This window comes from Microbacterium sp. Y356 (genome assembly GCF_059445355.1).
This window is the reverse complement of record NZ_JCAIUE010000004.1, coordinates 20,355-41,361: the sequence shown is the minus strand read 5'-3', so window position 1 is coordinate 41,361 and position 21,007 is coordinate 20,355. Positions and strand designations below refer to the sequence as shown.

The following is a 21,007-nucleotide window of genomic DNA, read 5'->3' as shown; positions in this document are numbered from 1 at the left end:
AGTTCAGAACAGCGTCGGGGCGTCCGTGATCGCCCACGATGAACGGTGAAAAGCAGACAATCCCTGCTCGCGGATCGCTGTCCGGTGCTCGAGGCTCGCGTACCCCTTGTTTCGATCCCACTGATAGGCCGGATACTGCGGATGAAGCTCCGCCATGTGCGTGTCGCGGGCGACCTTGGCGATGACGGAGGCCACAGAAACTGAGGCACAGTCCCGGTCTCCCTTGATGACCGAGCGCACCTGAAGCGGAGCGGGATGCACGCGTGACACGTAGTCGTGATTGCCATCGAGGATCACAAGCGTGCCCTCCAATGTCGCTCCCTGCGCGAGGACAGCATCGATCGCACGGGATGCCGCCAGCCCCAGCGCGCGCATGATTCCACCCTCATCGACCTCAGCAGCGCTCGCCCAGCCGACCCCGGATGCCTGTATCCACGCAGCCGCGCGCGCCGCGACGTCTGGGCGGCGCTTCTCGGTGACCAGTTTCGAGTCCCGCAGTCCCTCAGGCACGCGCCGGCGAGATCCAGCGGCATCCATCACCGCAGCACCGACCGCCACTGGCCCTGCCAACGCGCCACGTCCGACCTCATCCAGCGAGATGATCAGGTCGTACTCAGCCAGAAGCTTGCGCTCCAGCGTGAGTGTGGGCGCGATAACCGTCATTCTGGGTCCGGAACGCCGTTGAAAATGTCGTGATGGCCGTCGATTGTCCCGATGCGAGAGAGCGGCCATGTCGTCAGGAAGGCTTTGCCGACGACATTCTCGAGCGGCACGAAGCCCCCGCTGGGGAGATCTTGATGAGCTCTCGCATCCTGCGAACGGTCACGGTTGTCGCCGAGCACCCAGAGCGCGTCGGCGGGAACGGTGACATCGAAAGGCTCGTTCGAGGCCGCGGTGTCGCCCTCAGGCAGGTTCAAGTATGAGAGTTCGTTGATCGGTGCACCGTTGATCTCGATCTGCCCGAGCGCGTTGCAACACACGACATGATCACCGGAAGTACCGATGATGCGCTTGACGAGATGATCCTCGCTGTCAGATGTGGAGAGTCCGATCATGATGAGCACCGAATCGAACGCCTCCAAAAGCGGAGGGCCCGCAGGCTTCTGCACCTGAACTGGCAACCACCCACCCGGATCTTCGAACACGACCACGTCGCCACGCTCATAACCGGTCCAGCGGGGCGTCAGCTCATCCACCAGAATGCGGTCGTTCACAAGAAGGGTGCGCTCCATCGAGGCCGACGGAATATAGAAGGACCGCACGACGAAGCTCTTCACCAAGAACGACACGAGCGCGGCGATAACGATGATCACCAGCACGTCGCGCAGGAAGATCCAGAATCCGCGGCGCCTCTTCTGGGGGACATCGCGGGCGGATTCAGTCGTCATCGCATTCCTTCACGGGGTTCTTCGCACCGCGAACTGACGGCTCGTTCTAGGTTCGCACACTCCAGATGAAACAAAGCACCCCGGGACGCTGTGTCCCGGGGTGCTTCAGAAAAACATACTTCAGAAAAAAGCGGCGATCAGTGGTCGCGCTTCTCCTTGATCTTGGCCTTCTTGCCACGCAGTTCGCGCAGGTAGTAGAGCTTCGCGCGACGCACGTCACCGCGGGTGACGACCTCGATGTGGTCGATCACCGGGCTGTGCACCGGGAAGGTACGCTCGACGCCCACCTGGAAGCTGATCTTGCGGACCGTGAAGGTCTCGCGGACACTATCGCCCTGGCGGCCGATGACGATGCCCTGGAAGACCTGGACACGAGAGCGAGTGCCCTCGGTAATGTTGACGTGCACCTTGACGGTGTCGCCGGGGCGGAAATCGGGAATGTCGGAACGAAGCGAAGCCGCGTCGACGGCGTCCAGGATCTGCATGATCGTCTCTCTCTGCACTCGCCACAGGTCGGATGCATGGGATGGAAGGAATACGTAGGTGTGTGCTGAACGGCGCTTGAGGCAACCGCGGACTCCCCTGAGGCAGAGTCGGTCACGGCACAAAGATCTATTCTGCCATGGAACGGGCGGTGCACAAAACCGGCTCAGCCGTTCGAAGCAGGCTTCTCCCGGATGATGAACACCTCTTTGTCTGCCTGGGCCTGACGCGGCGCTTCCGGCTCGGCATCCGCCTGCAGTGATGTGGTGATCCGGATGCCGCGACCAACACCCCTTGCCTCATTCCAGAGTTGCGCCAGCATGAGCCAGAACAACGCGAGGGCAACAGCGATCGCGCCGGTCAGCAGTAGCGGGAACCAGGCCTGCGGGTAAAAGCCGACCGCGATGGTGAGCGCATGCCACACGCCGAAGCCCAGCACGTCCCACCACGAGACCATGCCAGTTTCTCGCGCCGATGGGCGCGCGCGCACGAGCAGCGTGAGCACTAATTGCCCGATGAAGACAGACGGGATCGCGATGAAGAGCACCCAGAGAAATGCCCAGCCGCCCGCGTTGAAGATGCCCCAACCGACCAGAAGCCACAGCGGCAACACAACAGACGCCGGAAAGAGCCAGCGATAGAACGCTCGTCGCAACCACATGTGCTGATCGTATGACGCTCGCCTATGCGCATGGGGGATGTTCGCTGTGAGCAACCTCAGCCAGCATCGGAGAGAATAGAGAAGACGAGAGGAACACCCATGATCGAATTGCGCACACCTGCCGAGATCGACGAGATGCGAGCGGCAGGGCGATTCGTTGCCGAGACTCTGGCGACACTGCGCGATGAGACCAAGGTCGGCACGAACCTGCTCACGATCGACCGCAAGGCGCATGATCTGATCCGCAAGGCGGGCGCGGAGTCTTGCTACATCGACTATGCGCCCTCGTTCGGCAACGGCCCTTTCGGCAAGGTCATCTGCACCTCGATCAACGACGCGGTGCTGCACGGCCTCCCCCATGACTACACGCTCCGCGATGGCGACCTGGTGTCGCTCGACTTTGCGGTCTCGGTCGACGGCTGGGTGGCCGACTCTGCTGTGTCTTTCATCGTCGGGACCCCGCGCGAAGAAGATCTGCGCCTGATCGACACGACCGAACGCGCTCTGGATGCCGCGATCGCGACAGCCACCGTGGGCAACCGCATCGGTGACATCTCCGCCGCCGTCGCCGCGATCGCACACGGCGAGGGCTACTCGATCAACACCGACTTCGGCGGACACGGCGTCGGCCGCACCATGCACGGCGACCCGCACGTGGCGAATGACGGACGCCCTGGCCGTGGTTTCCCGCTGCGCGACGGTCTCGTCCTGGCGTTGGAGCCGTGGTTCCTCGCGACGACCGACGAGCTTATGACCGACGCGGACGGCTGGACACTTCGCAGCGCCGACGGTTCTCGCGGAGCGCACTCAGAGCACACCGTCGCGATCACCGCGGACGGCCCCATCGTGCTCACCGACCGTTCCTTCCTCGGGGTGAAGTAGCCTCTCTGCTTCTGCGCTCGGTTATGCCATTCTGAGTGCATGATGCCGCAGGATCGTCACGTGCCAGAGCGAGTATTGCTGGCGCGTCATACTCAAGCGGCGTGGAACGTCGCGGGACGACTGCACGGACAGCTGGATTCCGCGCTGACCGCGGAGGGCATCGCACAGGCGTCGGCAATCGGTGATCGACTCGCGCCGTTCGGAGTTCAGACGGTCTTCTCCAGTCCATTGGGCCGTGCGCTGCGGACCTCGGTCATCATCGCCGATCGCCTCGGTGCTGAGCTCGTCGAGGTTCCGCAGCTGACCGAGCTGGATCTCGGCGAGATGGCTGGGATGTCGAGGGGTGAGATCGAGGAAGCATTTCCTGGTGCGCGCGAGGCGCGCGCAGAGAACCGCTACGGTTGGGCTTTCCCCGGCGGGGAAAGCTACGCACAGGCACGCGGCAGAGCACGCGCAGCTCTGTCGTCCTGCGGTTGGGAGGCACGCGGGCTGGCTCTAATCGTGACTCACGAGATGATCGGTCGGATGCTGCGCGCCGAGTTGCGCTGCTTGAAGCCTTCCGAGGCGCTCGCACTGCGGCATCCGCTCGGCGCTGTCTTCGATATCCACGGTCGCGTGGAGCGCATGGTGTAGCTCGCGCTCGTCGAGAATGGACTTGCTGGATGAGAATGGATGCGCCCGCCCCTGTCTCATGCAGCAGACCCATCCTCGCGGTCAGTCGGCGCGGTAGACGAAGACCTCCGTGATCATAGGGAGTTCGAACTCGTCCTGTGCGGCGGTCGCAGGGTCTGTGTCGAGCACCTGTTCGACCGCACGCAGCATCGCGGCGTGTGTCGGCCCGTCGGCGACCAGGAAGCTGCTGACCGTCAGCCATCGGGCGATGTAGTCGCTGCGAGTGACGCGCTCCGACCACGCGATCTCGGCATGATGTGAGAACGCGAAGCCCGGTAGTTCGTCAGGTTCGGCCTCCGCCTCGGCCTCGGGCGGGAGCTCGTCATCGTCGCTGCGGTAGGCGGGATGCACGATCCGCGAGCAGGCAAGATCCCAGGAACAGGATCGATCCGCACGATTCCAGAGCAGCCCAAGGACGCCGCCTGGCACAAGTACGCGCGCGATCTCAGCGCAGGCCTTTTCCCTCTCGAACCAGTGGAACGCCTGGGCCACTGTCACCGCGTCGACGGATGATTCGGGCAACGGAATGTGTTCCGCTCCCCCGACGATCGCCTCGACCTCGGGCAGCTTCGCCCGCAGCACGTCGAGCATCGCGACGGACGGCTCGACGGCGAACACTCGATCGGCACGGCTCAGCAGCAGTTCGGTGAACTTACCTGTCCCTGCGCCCAGGTCGAGCACGCTTGTGACTCGCGTAGGAATGATCTCCTTGGCCGCGGCATCCGGAAACCCCGGTCGGTACCGGTCGTAGTCCTCGCCGATGTTCTCGAATGACTGCGCGAGCTGCTGGTCCACCATGCCTCGACGCTAACAGCTGCCGCGAGAATGGGTTTGCCGCACGAGAATGGGCGTTATCACCCCTGTCTCGTGCGGGAAGTCCATTCTCGCGTGCGGCACCGACCGCTCACACCAGCGCCAGCACCTCGCTCAACGCCTCGATCGTCTCCAGTCCCGACTCACCGGACAGATCCTGGTGTCCGAACGCGCAGTGCACGAACCGTGTCCCGAGCGCTTCCGCGATATCCCGGTCGTGGTTGGTGTCTCCGACCAGGAGCACCTCTTGAGGATTGACGCCGATCCGACCGATCCATTCGGCGATGACCTCGGCTTTTGATGCCGCGTGCGCGTCTGCAATGCTCAGCACCTCATCGAAGACGTCGGTGATCGCGTGCGGATGCAACTGCCGCTGCAGCGCATCGGTCACTGTGGCTGACGCGAGGATTTGCGGAACACCTCGGCGGGCAATCTCCGCGAGCGTCATCCGCGCATCCGGTCTCAGCTGAGCCCCGACCATCGCTGCTTCAAGAAGAGACAGGTAGCGATCGGCCGCCGGCACGAACTCGTCGTCGGCGATCCCGGCATCCGCATAAAACTCACGGATCGGGAATCGAAAGCTGCGACGGTAGCTCTCCCTGTCGAAGAACTGCGAGTGATCCCGCTCAGACAGCACCTGGTTCATGACCGCGCGGCAGATGTCGACGTCGTCCAACAGGGTGCCATTCCAGTCCCAGCACACGATCTTCGTTCGCATCCCTCGACGCTATCCCACGCCCCAGACACCCGCGTCCCGCGTGATGTACAAAAACTGCGTGAGACACCACGCCAGGCATGGTGTCTCACGCAGAGAATGTCGCGCCACGCAGAACGTGGTGTCTCACGCGGAGCGCGAGGCGAGCTATGCGAGCTCGATGAGGTCCTGGTACTCCTGGCTCCAGATGTCTTCGACACCGTCGGGCAGGATGAGCACTCGCTCGGGGTTCAGCGACTGCACGGCCCCAGGGTCGTGCGAGACGAGAACGACAGCACCCTCGTAGTGCGCGAGCGCGTCGAGGATCTCCTCGCGCGATGCAGGGTCGAGGTTGTTCGTGGGCTCATCGAGCAGAAGCAGGTTCGCGGATGACACGACCAATGTCGCCAGCGACAGACGCGTCTTCTCGCCACCGGAGAGCACTCCGGCAGGCTTCAGCACATCATCACCCGTGAACAGGAACGAACCGAGAACTCGGCGCGCTTCCATCTCGGTGATGTGCGGGGCCGCAGAAACCATGTTCTGCAGCACAGAGCGCTTCACGTCTAGGTTCTCGTGCTCTTGGGCGTAGTAGCCGATCTTCACGCCGAACCCGGGCTCCAGCACTCCTGTATCCGGATCATCGACACCGGCGAGCATACGCAGCAGCGTCGTCTTTCCGGCACCGTTGAAGCCGAGCACGACGACCTTGGATCCGCGATCGATCGCGAGGTCGACATCGGTGAAGATCTCCAGAGAGCCATACGACTTCGACAAGCCGGTCGCCATCATCGGCGTCTTTCCGCACGGTGCCGGCTTCGGGAAGCGCAGCTTCGCGACGCGCTCCTCCTGACGCACCCCGTCAAGACCCGCGAGCAACTTCTCCGCGCGTGCGACCATCTGGTGTGCAGCGGCGGCCTTGGACGCCTTCGCACCGAAGCGGGCTGCCTGCAGCTGCAGCGATGTGGCCTTCTTCTCGGCGTTCGCACGCTCTTTCTTGCGACGCTCGGCGTCTGCTACCCGCTGATGCAGGTAGTTCTTCCAGTTCATGTTGTAGATGTCGATGCACTGACGGTTGCCATCGAGGTAGAACACCCGGTTCACGGTCTCGCCGACGATATCTACATCGTGGCTGATCACGATCAGCCCGCCCTTGTAGTTCTTCAGGAACTCACGCAGCCACACGACGCTGTCGGCGTCGAGGTGGTTAGTCGGCTCGTCGAGGATCATCGTCTCGGCATCAGAGAAGAGGATGCGAGCGAGCTCGATGCGGCGGCGCTGACCGCCGGAGAGAGTGGACAGCGGCTGATCGAGGATGCGGTCGGGCAGCGAGAGGTTGTTGGCGATGGACGCCGCCTCTGCCTCTGCCGCATAGCCTCCGAGGCCCTCGAACTGCTCGGTGAGGTTACTAAAGCGACGCATCGCCTTGTCGGCGACAGCCTGGTCTGTGGATGCCATGTCTTCAGCGGCTTTGGTCAAGCCCAGCTGAATCGTGCCCAGCCCTCGTGCGTCCAGGATACGCGTACGCGCGAGCATCTCCGGGTCACCGGTGCGCGGATCCTGCGGCAGATAGCCGAGCTCACCCGATTTCGTGACCTTCCCACCGGAGGGCAGCAGCTCACCCGCGAGCACCTTGGTGAGGGTGGTCTTGCCGGCGCCATTGCGTCCGACCAGTCCGATCTTGTCGCCGTCGGAGACGCGGAACGACACGCCATCCATAAGGAGGCGGGCGCCAACGCGAATCTCGAGGTCGTGCACGGCAAGCACAGCAATGGTCCGTTCGTCAGGGAGGGGGTGGATCGGCCCGCGTCTCGTGGAGACACTGGGCCAGCCTCTCAGTATAGATCGCCCGTCCTGTCAGGACGCCTACAGTGAATGAACAGATCACCCTGAAGTATGACGTGGTCGATACCGCAGAGTGATGTGGAGGCACTGCACCAGTACGTAGGTTCTACGGGTGGACATCATCAATGAACTCATCCTGCAGGCCGCAGCCTCCCCCTGGCTGTACTTAGTGATGTTCGTGACGGCCGTCGTCGACGGCTTCTTCCCGCCGATTCCGAGCGAGACGGTGCTGGTCGCCGCGGCCGCGGTCGCAGCATCGACCGGCGAAACGAATCTGCCATTATTGATCGCGGTCGCCGCCGTCGGCGCCATAATCGGCGACAACATCGCCTACGCGATCGGCCGTTCGGTGGGCACCAGCCGTTTCGCCTGGATGCGCCGACCGAGAGTCGCCGCGGCGTTCGAACGCGCACAGCGCACGCTGAACACCAACGGCGCCCTGCTGATTCTCGGCGCCAGATACATCCCGGTCGGACGCGTCGCAGTGAATATGTCTGCGGGTGCTCTCGGATATTCATGGCGACGCTTCCTGCCGATCAGCGTCGTCGCCGGAATCACCTGGGCGATCTACAGCGCGTTGATCGGAATGCTCGCCGGGCACTGGCTGGAGGATCAGCCGCTTCTCAGCGCAGTATTCGGCGTCGCCTTCGCTCTCGTGATCGGACTGATCATCGATCGCATCGCTGCTGCTCGTCGCCGGCGCGTCGCAGCCGCTGCGGACACCGCGGCCGACGCGACCGATGCCGAAACGCCCCGCCCGCAGAATGCGGCAACGACGGTAACGACGCCAGTTGCAACGACGCCGACAGCGACGGTGGCAAGATGACAATCATGGATCGACCACGCAGGCATCTTGAGCGCCGCACCATCGCCGTGATCATTCTGGCGGTTGTCATGGTCGCGCTGTTCTCGATCATCGTCCCGATCCACACGGGCCTGTATGGGGTGTATGTTCCGCTGGCCTTCCTGCTCGGAGCAGCGATCTGCGCTGCGCCGTTGGTTGCGCTCACCCACCCTCGAACCGGCATCGCCCTGTTCGGCGGCGCCGCGTTCCTGCTTCCGCTGTTCGTCGCGGCAGATCGGGATCCGTTCTGGCCATGGCCATGGTCGGTGCCGGCGCTGCTCGCCTTTGGAGTCTTCGTCGCGGTTGTCACCTACCAACACGGCTGGCGTCTTGGACTCGTCCCGCTGGCGATCAGCCTCGCAGGATCCCTCGTCGCCCCCCTGCAGTTTCCGGAAGCAGCGACAGCCAACAGCGTCACCGCTAACCTCGTCGTCACGGCATCGATCACCGGCGTCGCGTACCTCGTCGCCGTGCTGCTAGCCGGCCGCGTCCGCCTCGGTGAGGAACTCACCCGCGAGCGTGAGGTCTCAGCCGACGAGCAGTCGCGCCGCATGATGGTCGAGGAACGTACCCGGATCGCCAGGGAGTTGCACGACGTGGTCGCGCACAGCATGTCGGTCATCCAGGTGCAGGCATCCACGGCGCGCTACCGGATGCCAGATCTCCCCGCAGTTGCCATCAATGAGTTCGATGACCTCGCCGCTACCGCACGCGGATCTCTCACCGAGATGCGCCGCCTGCTCGGAGTGCTGCGCACGGAGGACCAGTCTGCAGAACTCGCACCGCAGCAGGGAATCGACGACATCCCGGCGCTCGTCGACAGCATCCGCCGCGCCGGCGTGGACGTCGGCCTGGAACTCATCGCGCCCAACGTCGCCGAGGCTCCAGCCAGCGTGCAGATCGCGGCGTTCCGCATCGTGCAGGAGTCGCTGAGCAACGCCGTCCGGCACGCGCGTGGCTCCCGCATCACCGTGCGCGTGCACACCGACGCCGGCGCCGTGCACCTCCACGTGCACAACACCGTGGCGACCGGTGAGGTATCCACACAATCGAGTGGGCACGGACTTCGCGGGATGCAGGAACGTGTCGCGCTCGTCGACGGTAGCCTTGAGGCCGGTCCTGACGCGGATGGTGGATGGACCGTCACCGCTGTCCTGCCCTGGGCTGCGTAACCGGTACGGCACATCTGCCCAAGGAGACTGCGTGAGCATCGAAGTACTCATCGCTGATGATCAGGCGATGGTGCGTGCCGGTTTCGCCGCGCTCCTCGACGCGCACGACGGCATCACAGTGACGGGCCAGGCGGCCAACGGCACAGAGGCCGTATCGCTCTCGGCTCGGCTCGACCCCGACGTGATCCTGATGGACGTGCGGATGCCGGAGCTCGACGGCATCGAGGCGACCAGGCGCATCCTGGGCCCGTCCTACCCGGCGGCCAAAATCCCTCGCATCCTCATGCTGACGACGTTCGACATCGACGACTATGTCTACGACGCGCTCCAGGCCGGTGCCAGCGGGTTTCTTCTTAAGGATGCCCTGCCTGAGGAACTCGTGCATGCTGTCCGCGTGATCGCCGCGGGCGATGCGCTGCTCTCACCGAGCGTGACCCGCCGGATGATTGCGCAGTTCGCGTCCCAGAAGCCAAGAGCCACGGCATCCACGAATCTGCTGGCCGACCTGACCGATCGTGAGCGCGAGGTGCTCGTACTCATCGGCCAGGGCCACTCGAACAGCGAGATCGCCGCGGCACTGTTCATCGCGGAGCAGACCGTGAAGACACACGTCGGCAAAGTGCTCGCGAAGGTCGGCGCGCGCGACCGGGTACAGGCCGTGATCTTCGCCTATGACACTGGGCTCGCAGAACCTGCCTGACGATACTTCGGTAGGGGCGTGATAACACCATGGGGTGATGTGACGGGCTGCGCCTGATCCATAACCTCCTCGGACAGCCACCGAGGAGGAGCCCATGTCCATCATGGATCTGCGACGAGTCAACGTCGCCCACGTTCAACAAAACTCGCACACCCCACGCGACACCGGCATCGACCTCGTGCGTGCGCTGTGCGTACTCGGCGTGGTCATGCTGCACTCGCTGATGGTGGGAGTCACCGTCACCGACGCCGGTCCGCTGTTCGCGAATGCGAGCGACGGATCGGCATGGATCACCCCCCTCAGCTGGGTAATGCAGGTGATGCCGCTGTTCTTCGTGATCGGCGGCTTCGCCGGCTACACGTCCTATCTGCGTGCGGGGCAGCGCGGTGGCTCAGCGGCGGAGTTCGTTGCGGCACGCATCCACCGGCTGCTCCTGCCCGCCGTCTGCACGATAGCGACGGTCGGCATCGTTCTGACACTGCTCCTCGCAGGCGGCATCCCTGCCGACCTCGTGACCATGGCCGGCTACCGCTTCGGCCAGCCGCTGTGGTTCCTTGGCGTCTTCCTGCTCTGTCAGGCGCTGGTTCCCTCGCTGGCCGCTGCGCACCGCCGCGCCCCGTGGCTGACAATCGCCCTGCTCGCAGCTGCCGCTGTCGGAGTGGATGCCGTGCGCTTCGCCACCGGAATCGACGGCATCGGCTTCGTGAACCTCGCATTCGTCTGGCTTGCGCTGCAGCAGCTCGGCTTCTTCTTCGCCGACGGACGCATCGATGCGCTCGCACGTCGCACTCGGATGCTGATCGCCGGTGCTGCGGTCGCCGCGCTGCTGCTCAGCTTCGCACTCGGCGTGCACTCCCCCGACCTCATCGCGAACATCAACCCGCCCACCACGGCGCTGCTGCTCGTCGGTGTCGCACACACGATGGTGCTGTCGCTGATGCGTTCCCGCTTGGCTCAGTGGAGCGTGCGCCCACTCCCCACCGCGTTTCGGAACTTCGTGACGCCACGCGCCATGACGATCTATCTCTGGCACATGCCCATACTGCTGGTGATGGCGGGCGCGAGCGCGGTTTTCGCAATCGTGACGGATGTCGCCCTGCCGGTGCCGAGCAGCGTCGAATGGTGGACGACCCGGCCGCTGTGGCTCGCGGTCGTTCTTGTGCTGACGGCAGGCGTCGCCTATCTTCTCGCCGGGATTGAATCGCGGCGCGTCCCCGCATCGACGCGCTCGTCAGGCCGTCTGTTCGCGGCCACGACGATGGGGCTCGTCGCCATCGTCGAGCTGCTGGTGTTCGGCGCGACGCCGCTCACCACCGCCATCGCGGTCGGTCTCCTCGCCGCCGCGCTCCGCCTCGCGCGGCTGGACTCCCAAAGCAGAGTGGTTTCCCGCAGTCGGTCAGGCTTCCGAAGTACGGATTGCCCCCGACAAACTGCATCGATCGTCACTACTCCGCTGCGTGCCCGAGCCTGAGCCCCGGAATCGCCGCGACGGTTGCCAGAGCGATGCAGAACACGAACACGACGGCGAACGCGTCGACCCCGCCACCGAGCGTCGCGACGCCGAGCCCCGCGAGTGCGACCGCGACAGCGGAGCCGGTGGCATCCGAGATCGAGAGCGCAGAAGAGTTGAACCCCTCATTGCCTGGCGCCGAGTACGCCAGAGTCAGTACGGTGAGGCGTGGGTAGAACAGGCCCATGCCACCCCCTGCGAGCCCCCAGCCCACCACGATGATGATCGGCGACGCCGCGGTGACCGCCGTGATCAGCACCGCAAGCAATGCCGCGAGAACGAGCGCGAGACTGGTCACCGCGATACGCCGGTTGCCGAGCGCTTCTCCGTAGCGGCCCTGCAACGCGGATCCCCCTGCCCATGCGAACGCCGCCAGCATCAGCGCGATGCCTGCCCATGTCGGTGAGAAATCGAACTGCGCCATGAGCAGGTACGGGATGTATGCTTCGGCCGCGAAGAATGAACCGGCAACGAGTCCACGCACGAGCACGACGCTCGGCAATCCGCGTGCCGAGCGCAGTGTTCCTCTCGGCACCAGCGGAAGAATCGCGATACCGATAACAAGAACGGCGACAGCGGCGATCGGCCAGCCGATGAACGGAGGAGCATCGGCCGCAAGCCCGACGCCCACTGCAGAGACCGCGACCACGACGGCAAGCACCAGTCGCACCCAGACGCCTCCTAGCCGGTTCTCTGCGCCGGCGCCAAGGTCGAGCCCGCGCAGCCGCACCGCGATCACTACAAACGCACCCGCGGTGAGCACAGCCACTCCGAGGAACGTCCAGCGCCAGTCCAGGAACTCGGCCACGGCACCCGCGAGGAATGGACCGATCATCGATGGCACCACCCAGGCTGCTGCGAAGGCCGCGAAGACCCGTCCATGCAGGTGAGGTGGGTACAGTCTCGCGACGACGACATAGAGTGCGACAGTCTGACCGCCCGCGCCCAGCCCCTGCACCAGTCGACCGAGGAGGAACTGCTCCATCGTGAATGCGAAACCGGAGATGAGGAGCCCGATGATGAACACAGACACCGCCACGTACAGCGCACCACGTGGGCCGCGGGCATCAGACCACGCACCGCAGGCGACCATGCCGATGACGCTGGTGGCGAGCGTGCCAGCGAATGCCACGGCGAAGAGCGCCTCGCCGTTCAGCGCTTCGCTGACAACGGGCATAACTGTTGTCATGGCGAGAGCCTCGATCGCTCCGAGGAAGATCAGCGCGACGGCACCCGCTGTGACCCAGAGTCGTTCCCGGTCCCAGATCGAGGCCGGAGGTGTCGCGCTCATGCGTCGCCGAGAGCGGCGATGCGGGTGACGGCCTCGGTGATGATCTCGGGGCTGGTGCCGAAGTTCAGGCGCACGTGGCCTGCGCCCTCGGCGCCGAACGCAGGGCCGTAGTGCAGTGCCACCTTCGCTTCGCGCAGGATGCGCTTGGACGGGTTATCGCCCCATCCGAGATCTGTGAGGTCGATCCAGGCAAGGTATCCGGCGTCCGGGATCCGATAGCGCGCCGCGGGCAGGTGCGCGGCGAGCAGCTCGGCGATCAGCCGGCGGTTCTCATCGAGCGTGAGCAGAAGCCCGTCCAGCCACGTATCGCTCGCCTCAGAAAAAGCCGCCACGGCAGCGAGCAGACCGAACTGTCCAGTGCGCCAGAACACCTCGTCCGGCATTCCACGCACGACTCGGGTGGTCTCGTCTGCTGCTGTGACCATTAGGGCGCACTTGAGGCCGGCGAGATTGAACGCCTTGCTGGCGCTGACCACGGCATAGCCGATCGCACGCGCGGCGTCCGAGACATTCAGGAACGGTGTGAATCCAGCATCCGGTTGCGCGAGCGGAGCGTGGATCTCATCAGAGACGACGGCGACACCGTGGACTGCAGCGAGGTCGGCGAGAGCCGCTAAAGACTCTACCGAGTGCGCAGTGCCGGTTGGATTGTGAGGGTTGCACAGCAAAACGGCGCGCGCGCCGGACTCCATCGAAGTGCGGATGGCGTCGAGATCCAGTTCCCATGCCGCACCCGTGTCGTACAGCGGAACACGATCAACCACTGCCCCCGCCTCCTCGACGACATCGAAGAACGGCGGGTAGACCGGAGTCGTGACGATCACGCGGTCGCCTGGCGCGGTCACGCGGCGCAGTATCTCGACGATGCCCATGCTGACATCTGCCGTCGAACGGATCCGCGCTGGATCCACCATCCAGCCGAGTCGTCGCTGCGCAAAGCCCGCATAGGACTCAGCGAGCGGGGTGCGCGAGGCCGTGTAGCCGGTGTCGCCACTGGCGACGGCCCGCTCGAGCGCCGCTGCGATCGGGGGCGCGAGCGGGAAGTCAGTCTCCGCCACAAAGAGCGGCAACACGTCGGCGGGGTACTCCCGCCACTTCGCGCTGCTACGCTCACGCAGCTGCTCGAGCGGGAGCGCCCTGACCGGCTCGGTCACGTCAGAGCTCGGTCACGTCAAATAGCGAAGCCGAGGGCGCGCATCATGTCGCGCCCGTCGTCGGTGATCCGCTCGGGTCCCCACGGCGGCATCCACACCCAGTTGATGCGGAACCGATCGACGACTGCGTCCAGTGCCTGCGCCGTCTGCTCTTCGAGCACATCGGTGAGCGGGCACCCGGCGCTGGTCAGCGTCATGTGGATGACAAGAGCGTCATTCTCGTCGTCCCACCCGAGGTCATAGATGAGCCCCAGGTCGACGACGTTGATCCCGAGCTCAGGATCCATGACGTCCTTGAGCGCTTCGGTGACCTCGTCGAACTTCTCTGGTGCAAGCGTCGCGGTCATGACCTCAGCCTACGCTTCGATCGGGGCCGAGGGGTCGAGGAAACGGTCGTAACCCTCTTCCTCGAGACGGTCAGCGAGCTCAGGTCCGCCCTCTTCCACGATCTTTCCCGCCACAACCACGTGCACGAAGTCGGGGCGGATGTAGCGAAGGATGCGCGTGTAGTGCGTGATCAGCAGCACGCCGAGACCGGTGTTCTCCTTCGCGCGGTTCACGCCTTCCGACACAATCTTCAGCGCATCGACGTCGAGCCCGGAGTCCGTCTCGTCCAACACGGCGAACTTCGGCTTGAGAACCTCGAGCTGAAGAATCTCGTGACGCTTCTTCTCACCACCGGAGAAGCCTTCATTCACGTTGCGCTGCGCGAACTTGGGGTCCATGCGCAGGTTCGTCATCGCGGCCTTGACATCCTTGGTCCAGGTGCGGATCGAGGGTGCTTCGCCGTCAAGCGCCGTCTTCGCGGTACGCAAGAAGTTTGTGACCGTGACGCCGGGGATCTCTACCGGGTACTGCATCGCGAGGAAGAGTCCGGCACGCGCACGCTCGTCGACGCTCATCGCCAGGACGTCTTCACCGTCGAAGGTGATGGTGCCGCTGGCGACCTTGTACTTCGGGTGCCCGGCGATCGTGTACGCAAGAGTCGACTTGCCTGAGCCGTTCGGGCCCATGATCGCGTGGGTCTCACCGGTCTTCATGGTGAGGTTGATTCCGTTGAGAATCGGGGTGGTACCCGTCTCGGTGTCGACCGTCACAAACAGGTCGCGGATCTCAAGAACAGACATTCAGATTTCCTTCGTCACAGTGGGATCAATGAGCACGTCGTCGCCGTCGATCTGGACGACGTAAACCGGAACGGGCTCATAAGCGGGGAGATTCTGGGGGATGCCGGTGCGCAGTGAGAATGCAGAGCCGTGGGCCCAGCATTCCAATGTGTCGCCCTCGACGAATCCCTCGGCGAGAGAGATCTCGCCGTGCGTGCAGACGTCACCGATGGCGTGGATCTCACCGGCGGAATCGAGAACGATAGCCATGGGCACGCCGTCGAGTTCTACGCGCAGCGGAGCGTCCTGCTCAAGCTCGCTGACTCCACATGCGCGCTGCGCGCTCATACGTTGACCTCTGCAAGTTCGGCATCGATCGCAGCGAGCAGTTCGCTTTCAATCGTTGGGAGGCCGAGGCGCAACACGATATCAACGAGGAAGCCGAGTACCACCAGTCGACGGGCCTCTTCTTCAGAGATACCGCGCGACTGCAGGTAGAACAGCTGCTCATCATCGAAGCGTCCGGTGGCACTGGCATGGCCTGCACCGCGGATGTCTCCGGTCTCGATCTCGAGGTTCGGGATCGAGTCTGCGCGCGCGCCCTCAGTGAGCACCAGGTTGCGGTTCGCCTCATAAGAATCGGTGCCAGAGGCATCCGGTCCGATCAAGACATCGCCGATCCAGACACTGTGCGCGCCCTTGCCCTGCAGCGCACCCTTGTAGAGCACGTCACCGGTGGTGTGCGCGCCCTTGTGATGCAGATACACCTGACTTTCGAGGTGCTGGCCAGCGTCCGCGTAGGTCAGACCGTACATCTTTCCTTCGGATCCGGTGCCTGCGAGCTCAAGGTTCGGATTCACGCGCACGAGGCCACCGCCGAAGCTGATGACGAAGTGCTTAAGCGTGGCGTCGTTGTCAACGCGCGCCTGGTGCGATGCCGCGTGCACGGCGTCATCTTCCCAACGCTGTACGGTCACGACCGTCAGCCGGGAACCAGCACGAGCAATGATCTCGACGTTCTGCGCGTACTGGGCAGAACCGCGGTGGCGCAGAACAACCGTCGCGGAGCTGTGCTCGAGAGCCTCGATCACGATGTGCGCGTCAGCACGCTTGTCAGCGCCCTGTCCGGTGATCGTGATGAGGATCGGCTCTGCGACCTCTTCATCACGCGGGATGCGCACGTGCATGCCGTCGGCGGTGCCCTGCCATGCCACAGCCGCAACGATGTCTTCGGGAACGAAGAACTCGCCGCGCGGTGCGGTGCCGGCAGTCAGCGACTCGGCGATGTACTGCTCACCGGTCGTGATCTCGTAGGTGACGCCGTCGTTGTGCTCAGCCGGCGCGAACAGGCCGGTGAGCTTCGCGACTGGCGTGTGCTTCCAATTGACCTCGCGGCCGGTCGGCGTGCCGAAGTCTGCAGGCTCGAAGGAGCGCGGGCGCTCTGAGCGGGTCTGCACGGGAACGAATCCGGCCTCTGCCACCTTGGCGGCGGGGTCGATGTGCGCGTTCGTCTGCTGCGCCTCGCTGGGCGCTGTCGTAGGGGCCGCCATTTAGCCGACCGATCCTTCCATGCCCATTTCAATGAGCTTATTCAATTCCATCGCGTATTCCATCGGCAGCTCGCGAGCGATCGGCTCGATGAAACCACGCACGATCATTGCCATGGCTTCGGTCTCGGCCATGCCGCGCGACTGCAAGTAGAAGAGCTGCTCTTCGCTGACCTTGGAAACCGTGGCTTCGTGGCCGAGCTGCACATCGTCAACGCGAATATCGATGGACGGATACGTATCTGAGCGCGACTGCGTATCGATCAGCAGAGCGTCGCAGACAACCGAGTTCGCGGAGTGATGAGCGGCGGGATCGACCCGCACCTCGCCACGGTAAGCCGTACGTCCACCTCCTCGCGCGATCGACTTCGAGACGATGGATGACTGCGTGTACGGAGCCATGTGCACCATTTTGGCGCCGGCATCCTGGTGCTGGCCGGGGCCTGCGAAGGCGACCGACAGTGTCTCGCCCTTGGCGTGCTCGCCCATCAGATAGATCGACGGGTACTTCATCGTCACCTTGGAGCCGATGTTGCCGTCGACCCACTCCATGGTCGCCCCCTCGTGCGCAACCGCACGCTTGGTGACCAGGTTGTAGACGTTGTTCGACCAGTTCTGGATCGTCGTGTAGCGAACGCGCGCGTTCTTCTTCACGATGATTTCGACGACTGCCGAGTGCAGTGAGTCCGACTTGTAGATCGGGGCGGTGCAGCCCTCGATGTAGTGGATGTAGCTGTCCTCGTCCGCGATGATCAGCGTGCGCTCGAACTGACCCATGTTCTCGGTGTTGATGCGGAAGTACGCCTGGAGCGGGATCTCGACGTGAACGCCCTTGGGAACGTAGACGAAGGAACCTCCGGACCACACCGCGGTGTTGAGGGCGGCGAACTTATTGTCGCCAGCCGGGATGACGGTGCCGAAGTACTCCTCGAAGATCTCGGGGTGCTCGCGCAGGGCAGTGTCGGTGTCCATGAAGATGACGCCCTGCTGCTCCAGATCCTCACGAATCTGGTGGTAGACGACCTCGGACTCGTACTGGGCTGCGACACCAGCGACGAGGCGCTGACGCTCGGCCTCTGGGATGCCGAGACGCTCATAGGTCTCACGGATCTCAGCGGGGAGGTCCTCCCACGACTGCGCCTGCTTCTCGGTGGAGCGTACGAAGTACTTGATGTTGTCGAAGTCGATCGCACTGAGGTCTGCACCCCAGGTAGGCATGGGTTTGCGTCCGAAGAGCTGATATCCCTTGAGCCGGTTCTTCAGCATCCACTCCGGTTCGTTCTTCAACCCCGAAATGCCGCGTACGACGTCCTCGGAGATTCCGCGCTTCGCAATGGCACCAGCGGCATCTTCATCGTGCCAGCCGAATTCATACACCCCCAGACCATCGAGTTCTGGGCGGTCGATCAGCACATCCGACATCACACTCTCCTTGTTGGGCCTCAACGGTGTCATCCGCCCCGACACCTTGGCCTCGTCGAGTACGCGAGGTGGGTGCCGCTGGTGGGCCTCATCACGGACGCATTCTTCGCGCCTAAACTATTGATGATGCATCTCGCGCTGAGCGCGTGCATCACAACAATCCGATTCTACAGGTTCCCCCTGGCAAACGGGCCGTGCCCGTCTGCCCGAGAGTGGACCGGAGGACACATGCCCGACACCACTGCCACGACCGACTCCCCCACACAGGTCCGGGCGTCCATCACTATCGGTCGACCGTTGCGCGTGTTGGCGTGGCTCTCGTTCCTGGCCGAGGTCATCATCATCGGCACCGGCGGCGCAGTGCGGCTGACGGGATCGGGCCTCGGATGCTCCGAATGGCCACTGTGCACGCCAGAATCTCTGGTGCCGATCTATGAAGTGCAGGGCATCCACGGCATCATCGAGTTCGGCAATCGCACGATGACTGGCCTGGTGGGGCTCCTCGCCCTCGCAGTGCTGTTGCTTACGCTGCACGCGATCGGCGGTCGCAAGCCCGTCGTCGTCGCGCTGTGGTTCGCTGGGGCGGGCGTCGTCGCAGCGGTTCTCGCGTACTTCGTCACGGCGCCGTTCGATCTGCCGGCGTTCGGTATCGCCTCCGGAGTGCTACTGCTCGCCGTCATCCTGGCCGCGATCCACTCGCTGCGTGAGAACGCGCGACGACGCGATCTATCCATGCTCGCCTGGATCGTGCTCGCCGGGGTGATGGCTCAGGCCGTCGTCGGCGGCCTGGCCGTGGTGAGCGATCTGAACCCCTTGATCGTCGGCTTCCACTACGTGTCTTCGCTGCTTCTGGTGTGCGTCACCGCAGCGTTCCTGGTTCGGATGCGCCAGTCTGACGCCCCTCGCAAGCGCGCCGTACCGGTGTGGTTCGCCGTGCTCTCTCATGTGACCGGCCTGGCTCTCGCCGCGACCATCTTCTTCGGGGTCCTCACCACCGGCTCGGGACCGCACTCGGGTGACGCGAACGTGATCCGCGACGGTTTCGACGCCACGGTCCTCGCGCACGTGCACTCCTGGCCGGGCTACATCCTCGCTGTCCTCGTCGCAGTGCTGACCATCGCAGCGTGGGTTCTGCGGCTGGAGCCCCGACGCTGGCTGTTGGTGCTTGTCCTCGCGATCCTGGTGCAGATCGGCGTCGGCATCTGGCAGGCACGTGATGGACTGCCAGAGATCCTGGTCGGCATCCACATGGTGTTGGCGGCGCTGTCGGCCGCTGCATACACGGCGATGGTTCTGCACCTAAAGCGCTGACCCCCTGATCGAGTGGGCGCGTGTGGCTCGGATTTGCGCGAATTTCGAGCCACAATTACCCACTCGCACAGGTCGCGCATAGCGGGCGCAGGGCGTTCGCATTGGGTCCAGGGTGAGACTCACAGACATGAAATCTCTCACCCGTAACATTTCGTACTGGCTGCTTCTCGTTCTGTCCCTCGCGTCCGCCGGTCTCGGCGGCTGGATCATCAACAGCCAGAGCACGGCGATGACCTCCGCCTTGCTGGACGGAACAGCCACCGGCGTCGAGGTCTATGTCGGGCAGCCGCTCATCGTCGTCGGTGCCGCACTTCTCGGCGCTGGCATCATCGGCATCCTGCTCACACTCGCACTGAGCGCTGTGAAGGCGTTGCTGCCTGCCCCGACGCCTGTAGTCGTGGAGCCGATCGACTGGACGGCGGATTCATCTGCTGATGACGCTCCGACCGACTCAGCGATCGACGCCGAAGATGTCGCCGCTGCGGATTCAGTGGACGTTGAGAACGACGCCGAGGATCAGAACGGAAGCAGTGGGTCGACCGCCACGGCAACGAAGATCAGCGTCAAGTAGGTTATGGAGGCGTGGAACACCCGCATCGGACGCGGCTGTGTTCCACGCACCGCCTCGTTGTACAGGCGGTGTGACTCATAGATGAACCATCCGCCGAAGACGACAGCAGAAACCGTGTAGACCAGGCCCATGCCGGCAATCGGGATCAGCAGCAGCGAGCAGGCCAGCGTGGCCCAGGCGTACAGAATCACCTGAAGGCCGACCTGAGAAGCGTTGCGCGTGACGCCGAGCATCGGAACATCCGCGCCCTCGTAGTCGTCGCGGTACTTCATCGACAGTGGCCAGTAGTGCGCAGGCGTCCACAGGAAGATAAGCGCGAACAACACGATTGCCGGCCACGCGATATCTCCGGTGACTGCAGACCAGCCGATCACGACCGGGAAGCATCCAGCGATGCCCCCCCAGATGATGTTCTGCTCGGTGCGGCGCTTGAGGATCATCGTGTAGATGACGACGTAGAAGAAGATCGCCGCGACGGACAGTGTCGTTGTCAGCCAGTTGGTGGTTGCGAATAGCCAAACCGTGGATGCCACGGCGAGAACCCAGGAGAAGATCAGCGCCGCGCGCGGCGAGATCTCGCCGGTCACGAGCGGTCGGTTCTCAGTGCGGTGCATGTGCGCGTCCATGTCCCGGTCGAGGTACATATTGAAAGACGCGGCAGAGCCGGCACTCAGCGAACCGCCGATGACAGTGGCGAGCACGAGCCAGAGATTTGGCATCCCGCCTTCGGCGAGAAACATGACCGGCACGGTGGAAACGAGAAGCAACTCGAGCACGCGGGGCTTGGTCAGCGACACGTACGCCTTGATCGTCTTAGCAATCGGACGTTTCACCGCCGTCGTCTGCGACATGGTCGAGATAACAATCGCCTCCTCAGCACACACCAACGACAACCCTTTCAGTCTACGACAAGCAAACCGGACGACTCACAACGTAAGACG

At 63.9% G+C, this 21,007-nt stretch carries 23 protein-coding genes; 8 read left to right on the top strand and 15 right to left on the bottom strand.

Going from position 1 to position 21,007, the window contains the following annotated elements; all coding sequences use genetic code 11:
• Nucleotides 1–3: 3 nt before the first annotated feature.
• The 4 genes from rnhB to AC1C2Q_RS17390 form a co-directional block, all read right to left on the bottom strand.
• The gene (gene rnhB / locus AC1C2Q_RS17405) at nt 4–663 is read right to left on the bottom strand and encodes a ribonuclease HII (RefSeq protein ID WP_495451161.1); all 660 of its coding nucleotides are present in this window, start codon (nt 661–663) and stop codon (nt 4–6) included.
• Nucleotides 660–1,388: a signal peptidase I gene (gene lepB, locus AC1C2Q_RS17400; protein WP_495451160.1), complete on the bottom strand. Its 729-nt coding sequence runs from the start codon at nt 1,386–1,388 to the stop codon at nt 660–662. Before lepB ends, rnhB begins: the two co-directional genes overlap by 4 nt.
• Nucleotides 1,389–1,525: 137 nt before the next feature.
• Nucleotides 1,526–1,873, bottom strand: a complete 348-nt coding sequence (gene rplS / locus AC1C2Q_RS17395) for a 50S ribosomal protein L19 (protein WP_495428720.1) — start codon at nt 1,871–1,873, stop codon at nt 1,526–1,528.
• 164 nt (nt 1,874–2,037) lie between these two features.
• Nucleotides 2,038–2,532 (bottom strand): MFS transporter permease, encoded by a 495-nt coding sequence (locus tag AC1C2Q_RS17390; RefSeq protein ID WP_495451159.1) that lies wholly within the window; start codon nt 2,530–2,532, stop codon nt 2,038–2,040.
• A gap of 99 nt (nt 2,533–2,631) precedes the next feature.
• Between AC1C2Q_RS17390 and map the strand changes: the two genes are divergently transcribed.
• Nucleotides 2,632–3,414 carry a type I methionyl aminopeptidase gene (map, locus tag AC1C2Q_RS17385; RefSeq protein ID WP_495428718.1) on the top strand — a complete coding sequence of 261 codons (783 nt, stop codon included), beginning with the start codon at nt 2,632–2,634 and terminating at the stop codon, nt 3,412–3,414.
• A 39-nt stretch (nt 3,415–3,453) separates the two neighbouring features.
• A complete protein-coding gene (locus tag AC1C2Q_RS17380) occupies nt 3,454–4,047 on the top strand; it encodes a histidine phosphatase family protein (protein ID WP_495451158.1) in 594 nt (197 codons plus the stop codon).
• Between the two features lie 81 nt (nt 4,048–4,128).
• On the opposite strand, the gene AC1C2Q_RS17375 is transcribed toward AC1C2Q_RS17380, so the two are convergent.
• From AC1C2Q_RS17375 to AC1C2Q_RS17365, 3 genes are all read right to left on the bottom strand, one after another.
• Nucleotides 4,129–4,884, bottom strand: a complete 756-nt coding sequence (locus tag AC1C2Q_RS17375) for a class I SAM-dependent methyltransferase (RefSeq protein WP_495451157.1) — start codon at nt 4,882–4,884, stop codon at nt 4,129–4,131.
• 106 nt (nt 4,885–4,990) lie between these two features.
• A complete protein-coding gene (locus AC1C2Q_RS17370; RefSeq protein WP_495451156.1) occupies nt 4,991–5,617 on the bottom strand; it encodes an HAD family hydrolase in 627 nt (208 codons plus the stop codon).
• 144 nt (nt 5,618–5,761) lie between these two features.
• On the bottom strand, nt 5,762–7,360 hold the full coding sequence (locus AC1C2Q_RS17365; protein ID WP_495451155.1) for an ABC-F family ATP-binding cassette domain-containing protein: 1,599 nt from the start codon (nt 7,358–7,360) through the stop codon (nt 5,762–5,764).
• 190 nt (nt 7,361–7,550) lie between these two features.
• Here AC1C2Q_RS17365 and AC1C2Q_RS17360 point away from each other — a divergent pair, with 190 nt between their 5' ends.
• The 4 genes from AC1C2Q_RS17360 (at nt 7,551) to AC1C2Q_RS17345 (ending at nt 11,625) form a co-directional block, all read left to right on the top strand.
• A complete protein-coding gene (locus AC1C2Q_RS17360) occupies nt 7,551–8,264 on the top strand; it encodes a DedA family protein (RefSeq protein WP_495451154.1) in 714 nt (237 codons plus the stop codon).
• Nucleotides 8,261–9,454 (top strand): sensor histidine kinase, encoded by a 1,194-nt coding sequence (locus AC1C2Q_RS17355; protein WP_495451153.1) that lies wholly within the window; start codon nt 8,261–8,263, stop codon nt 9,452–9,454. The genes AC1C2Q_RS17360 and AC1C2Q_RS17355 overlap by 4 nt, the downstream gene beginning before the upstream one ends.
• Before the next feature lie 31 nt (nt 9,455–9,485).
• Nucleotides 9,486–10,154: a response regulator gene (locus AC1C2Q_RS17350; protein ID WP_495451152.1), complete on the top strand. Its 669-nt coding sequence runs from the start codon at nt 9,486–9,488 to the stop codon at nt 10,152–10,154.
• Between the two features lie 94 nt (nt 10,155–10,248).
• The gene (locus tag AC1C2Q_RS17345) at nt 10,249–11,625 is read left to right on the top strand and encodes an acyltransferase family protein (protein ID WP_495451151.1); all 1,377 of its coding nucleotides are present in this window, start codon (nt 10,249–10,251) and stop codon (nt 11,623–11,625) included.
• Here AC1C2Q_RS17345 and AC1C2Q_RS17340 read toward each other — a convergent pair.
• From AC1C2Q_RS17340 to sufB, 7 genes are read right to left on the bottom strand one after another with little or no spacing between them, the layout of a single operon-like run.
• Nucleotides 11,600–12,955, bottom strand: a complete 1,356-nt coding sequence (locus AC1C2Q_RS17340) for an MFS transporter (RefSeq protein WP_495451150.1) — start codon at nt 12,953–12,955, stop codon at nt 11,600–11,602. The genes AC1C2Q_RS17345 and AC1C2Q_RS17340 overlap by 26 nt on opposite strands.
• Nucleotides 12,952–14,109 carry a MalY/PatB family protein gene (locus AC1C2Q_RS17335; protein WP_495451149.1) on the bottom strand — a complete coding sequence of 386 codons (1,158 nt, stop codon included), beginning with the start codon at nt 14,107–14,109 and terminating at the stop codon, nt 12,952–12,954. Before AC1C2Q_RS17335 ends, AC1C2Q_RS17340 begins: the two co-directional genes overlap by 4 nt.
• Before the next feature lie 17 nt (nt 14,110–14,126).
• On the bottom strand, nt 14,127–14,456 hold the full coding sequence (locus AC1C2Q_RS17330) for a metal-sulfur cluster assembly factor (RefSeq protein ID WP_495428707.1): 330 nt from the start codon (nt 14,454–14,456) through the stop codon (nt 14,127–14,129).
• Nucleotides 14,457–14,465: 9 nt separating this feature from the next.
• Nucleotides 14,466–15,236 carry a Fe-S cluster assembly ATPase SufC gene (gene sufC, locus AC1C2Q_RS17325; protein ID WP_495428706.1) on the bottom strand — a complete coding sequence of 257 codons (771 nt, stop codon included), beginning with the start codon at nt 15,234–15,236 and terminating at the stop codon, nt 14,466–14,468.
• On the bottom strand, nt 15,237–15,563 hold the full coding sequence (locus AC1C2Q_RS17320; protein ID WP_495428705.1) for a non-heme iron oxygenase ferredoxin subunit: 327 nt from the start codon (nt 15,561–15,563) through the stop codon (nt 15,237–15,239).
• On the bottom strand, nt 15,560–16,765 hold the full coding sequence (sufD, locus tag AC1C2Q_RS17315; protein ID WP_495451148.1) for a Fe-S cluster assembly protein SufD: 1,206 nt from the start codon (nt 16,763–16,765) through the stop codon (nt 15,560–15,562). The genes AC1C2Q_RS17320 and sufD overlap by 4 nt, the downstream gene beginning before the upstream one ends.
• Nucleotides 16,766–18,184: a Fe-S cluster assembly protein SufB gene (sufB, locus tag AC1C2Q_RS17310; protein ID WP_495428703.1), complete on the bottom strand. Its 1,419-nt coding sequence runs from the start codon at nt 18,182–18,184 to the stop codon at nt 16,766–16,768. It abuts the gene before it with no gap.
• 228 nt (nt 18,185–18,412) lie between these two features.
• Here sufB and AC1C2Q_RS17305 point away from each other — a divergent pair, with 228 nt between their 5' ends.
• Both AC1C2Q_RS17305 and yajC read left to right on the top strand, forming a co-directional pair.
• Entirely contained in the window at nt 18,413–19,495 is a 1,083-nt protein-coding gene (locus tag AC1C2Q_RS17305) for a COX15/CtaA family protein (protein ID WP_495451147.1), read from the top strand.
• A 127-nt stretch (nt 19,496–19,622) separates the two neighbouring features.
• Nucleotides 19,623–20,066, top strand: a complete 444-nt coding sequence (gene yajC / locus AC1C2Q_RS17300) for a preprotein translocase subunit YajC (RefSeq protein WP_495451146.1) — start codon at nt 19,623–19,625, stop codon at nt 20,064–20,066.
• Here the strand turns inward: yajC and AC1C2Q_RS17295 are convergent.
• A complete protein-coding gene (locus AC1C2Q_RS17295; RefSeq protein WP_495428699.1) occupies nt 20,012–20,917 on the bottom strand; it encodes a heme o synthase in 906 nt (301 codons plus the stop codon). The two genes, yajC and AC1C2Q_RS17295, sit on opposite strands and share 55 nt — an antisense overlap.
• Nucleotides 20,918–21,007 lie beyond the last annotated feature (90 nt).

Bases quoted from the DNA above. Each gene is read 5' to 3' on its own strand.
- rnhB (WP_495451161.1), bottom strand. From the start codon at position 663: ATGACGGTTATCGCGCCCACACTCACGCTGGAGCGCAAGCTTCTGGCT.
- lepB (WP_495451160.1), bottom strand. From the start codon at position 1,388: ATGACGACTGAATCCGCCCGCGATGTCCCCCAGAAGAGGCGCCGCGGA.
- rplS (WP_495428720.1), bottom strand. From the start codon at position 1,873: ATGCAGATCCTGGACGCCGTCGACGCGGCTTCGCTTCGTTCCGACATT.
- AC1C2Q_RS17390 (WP_495451159.1), bottom strand. From the start codon at position 2,532: ATGTGGTTGCGACGAGCGTTCTATCGCTGGCTCTTTCCGGCGTCTGTT.
- map (WP_495428718.1), top strand. From the start codon at position 2,632: ATGATCGAATTGCGCACACCTGCCGAGATCGACGAGATGCGAGCGGCA.
- AC1C2Q_RS17380 (WP_495451158.1), top strand. From the start codon at position 3,454: ATGATGCCGCAGGATCGTCACGTGCCAGAGCGAGTATTGCTGGCGCGT.
- AC1C2Q_RS17375 (WP_495451157.1), bottom strand. From the start codon at position 4,884: ATGGTGGACCAGCAGCTCGCGCAGTCATTCGAGAACATCGGCGAGGAC.
- AC1C2Q_RS17370 (WP_495451156.1), bottom strand. From the start codon at position 5,617: ATGCGAACGAAGATCGTGTGCTGGGACTGGAATGGCACCCTGTTGGAC.
- AC1C2Q_RS17355 (WP_495451153.1), top strand. From the start codon at position 8,261: ATGACAATCATGGATCGACCACGCAGGCATCTTGAGCGCCGCACCATC.
- AC1C2Q_RS17345 (WP_495451151.1), top strand. From the start codon at position 10,249: ATGTCCATCATGGATCTGCGACGAGTCAACGTCGCCCACGTTCAACAA.
- AC1C2Q_RS17340 (WP_495451150.1), bottom strand. From the start codon at position 12,955: ATGAGCGCGACACCTCCGGCCTCGATCTGGGACCGGGAACGACTCTGG.
- AC1C2Q_RS17330 (WP_495428707.1), bottom strand. From the start codon at position 14,456: ATGACCGCGACGCTTGCACCAGAGAAGTTCGACGAGGTCACCGAAGCG.
- sufC (WP_495428706.1), bottom strand. From the start codon at position 15,236: ATGTCTGTTCTTGAGATCCGCGACCTGTTTGTGACGGTCGACACCGAG.
- AC1C2Q_RS17320 (WP_495428705.1), bottom strand. From the start codon at position 15,563: ATGAGCGCGCAGCGCGCATGTGGAGTCAGCGAGCTTGAGCAGGACGCT.
- sufD (WP_495451148.1), bottom strand. From the start codon at position 16,765: ATGGCGGCCCCTACGACAGCGCCCAGCGAGGCGCAGCAGACGAACGCG.
- sufB (WP_495428703.1), bottom strand. From the start codon at position 18,184: ATGTCGGATGTGCTGATCGACCGCCCAGAACTCGATGGTCTGGGGGTG.
- AC1C2Q_RS17305 (WP_495451147.1), top strand. From the start codon at position 18,413: ATGCCCGACACCACTGCCACGACCGACTCCCCCACACAGGTCCGGGCG.
- yajC (WP_495451146.1), top strand. From the start codon at position 19,623: ATGAAATCTCTCACCCGTAACATTTCGTACTGGCTGCTTCTCGTTCTG.
- AC1C2Q_RS17295 (WP_495428699.1), bottom strand. From the start codon at position 20,917: ATGTCGCAGACGACGGCGGTGAAACGTCCGATTGCTAAGACGATCAAG.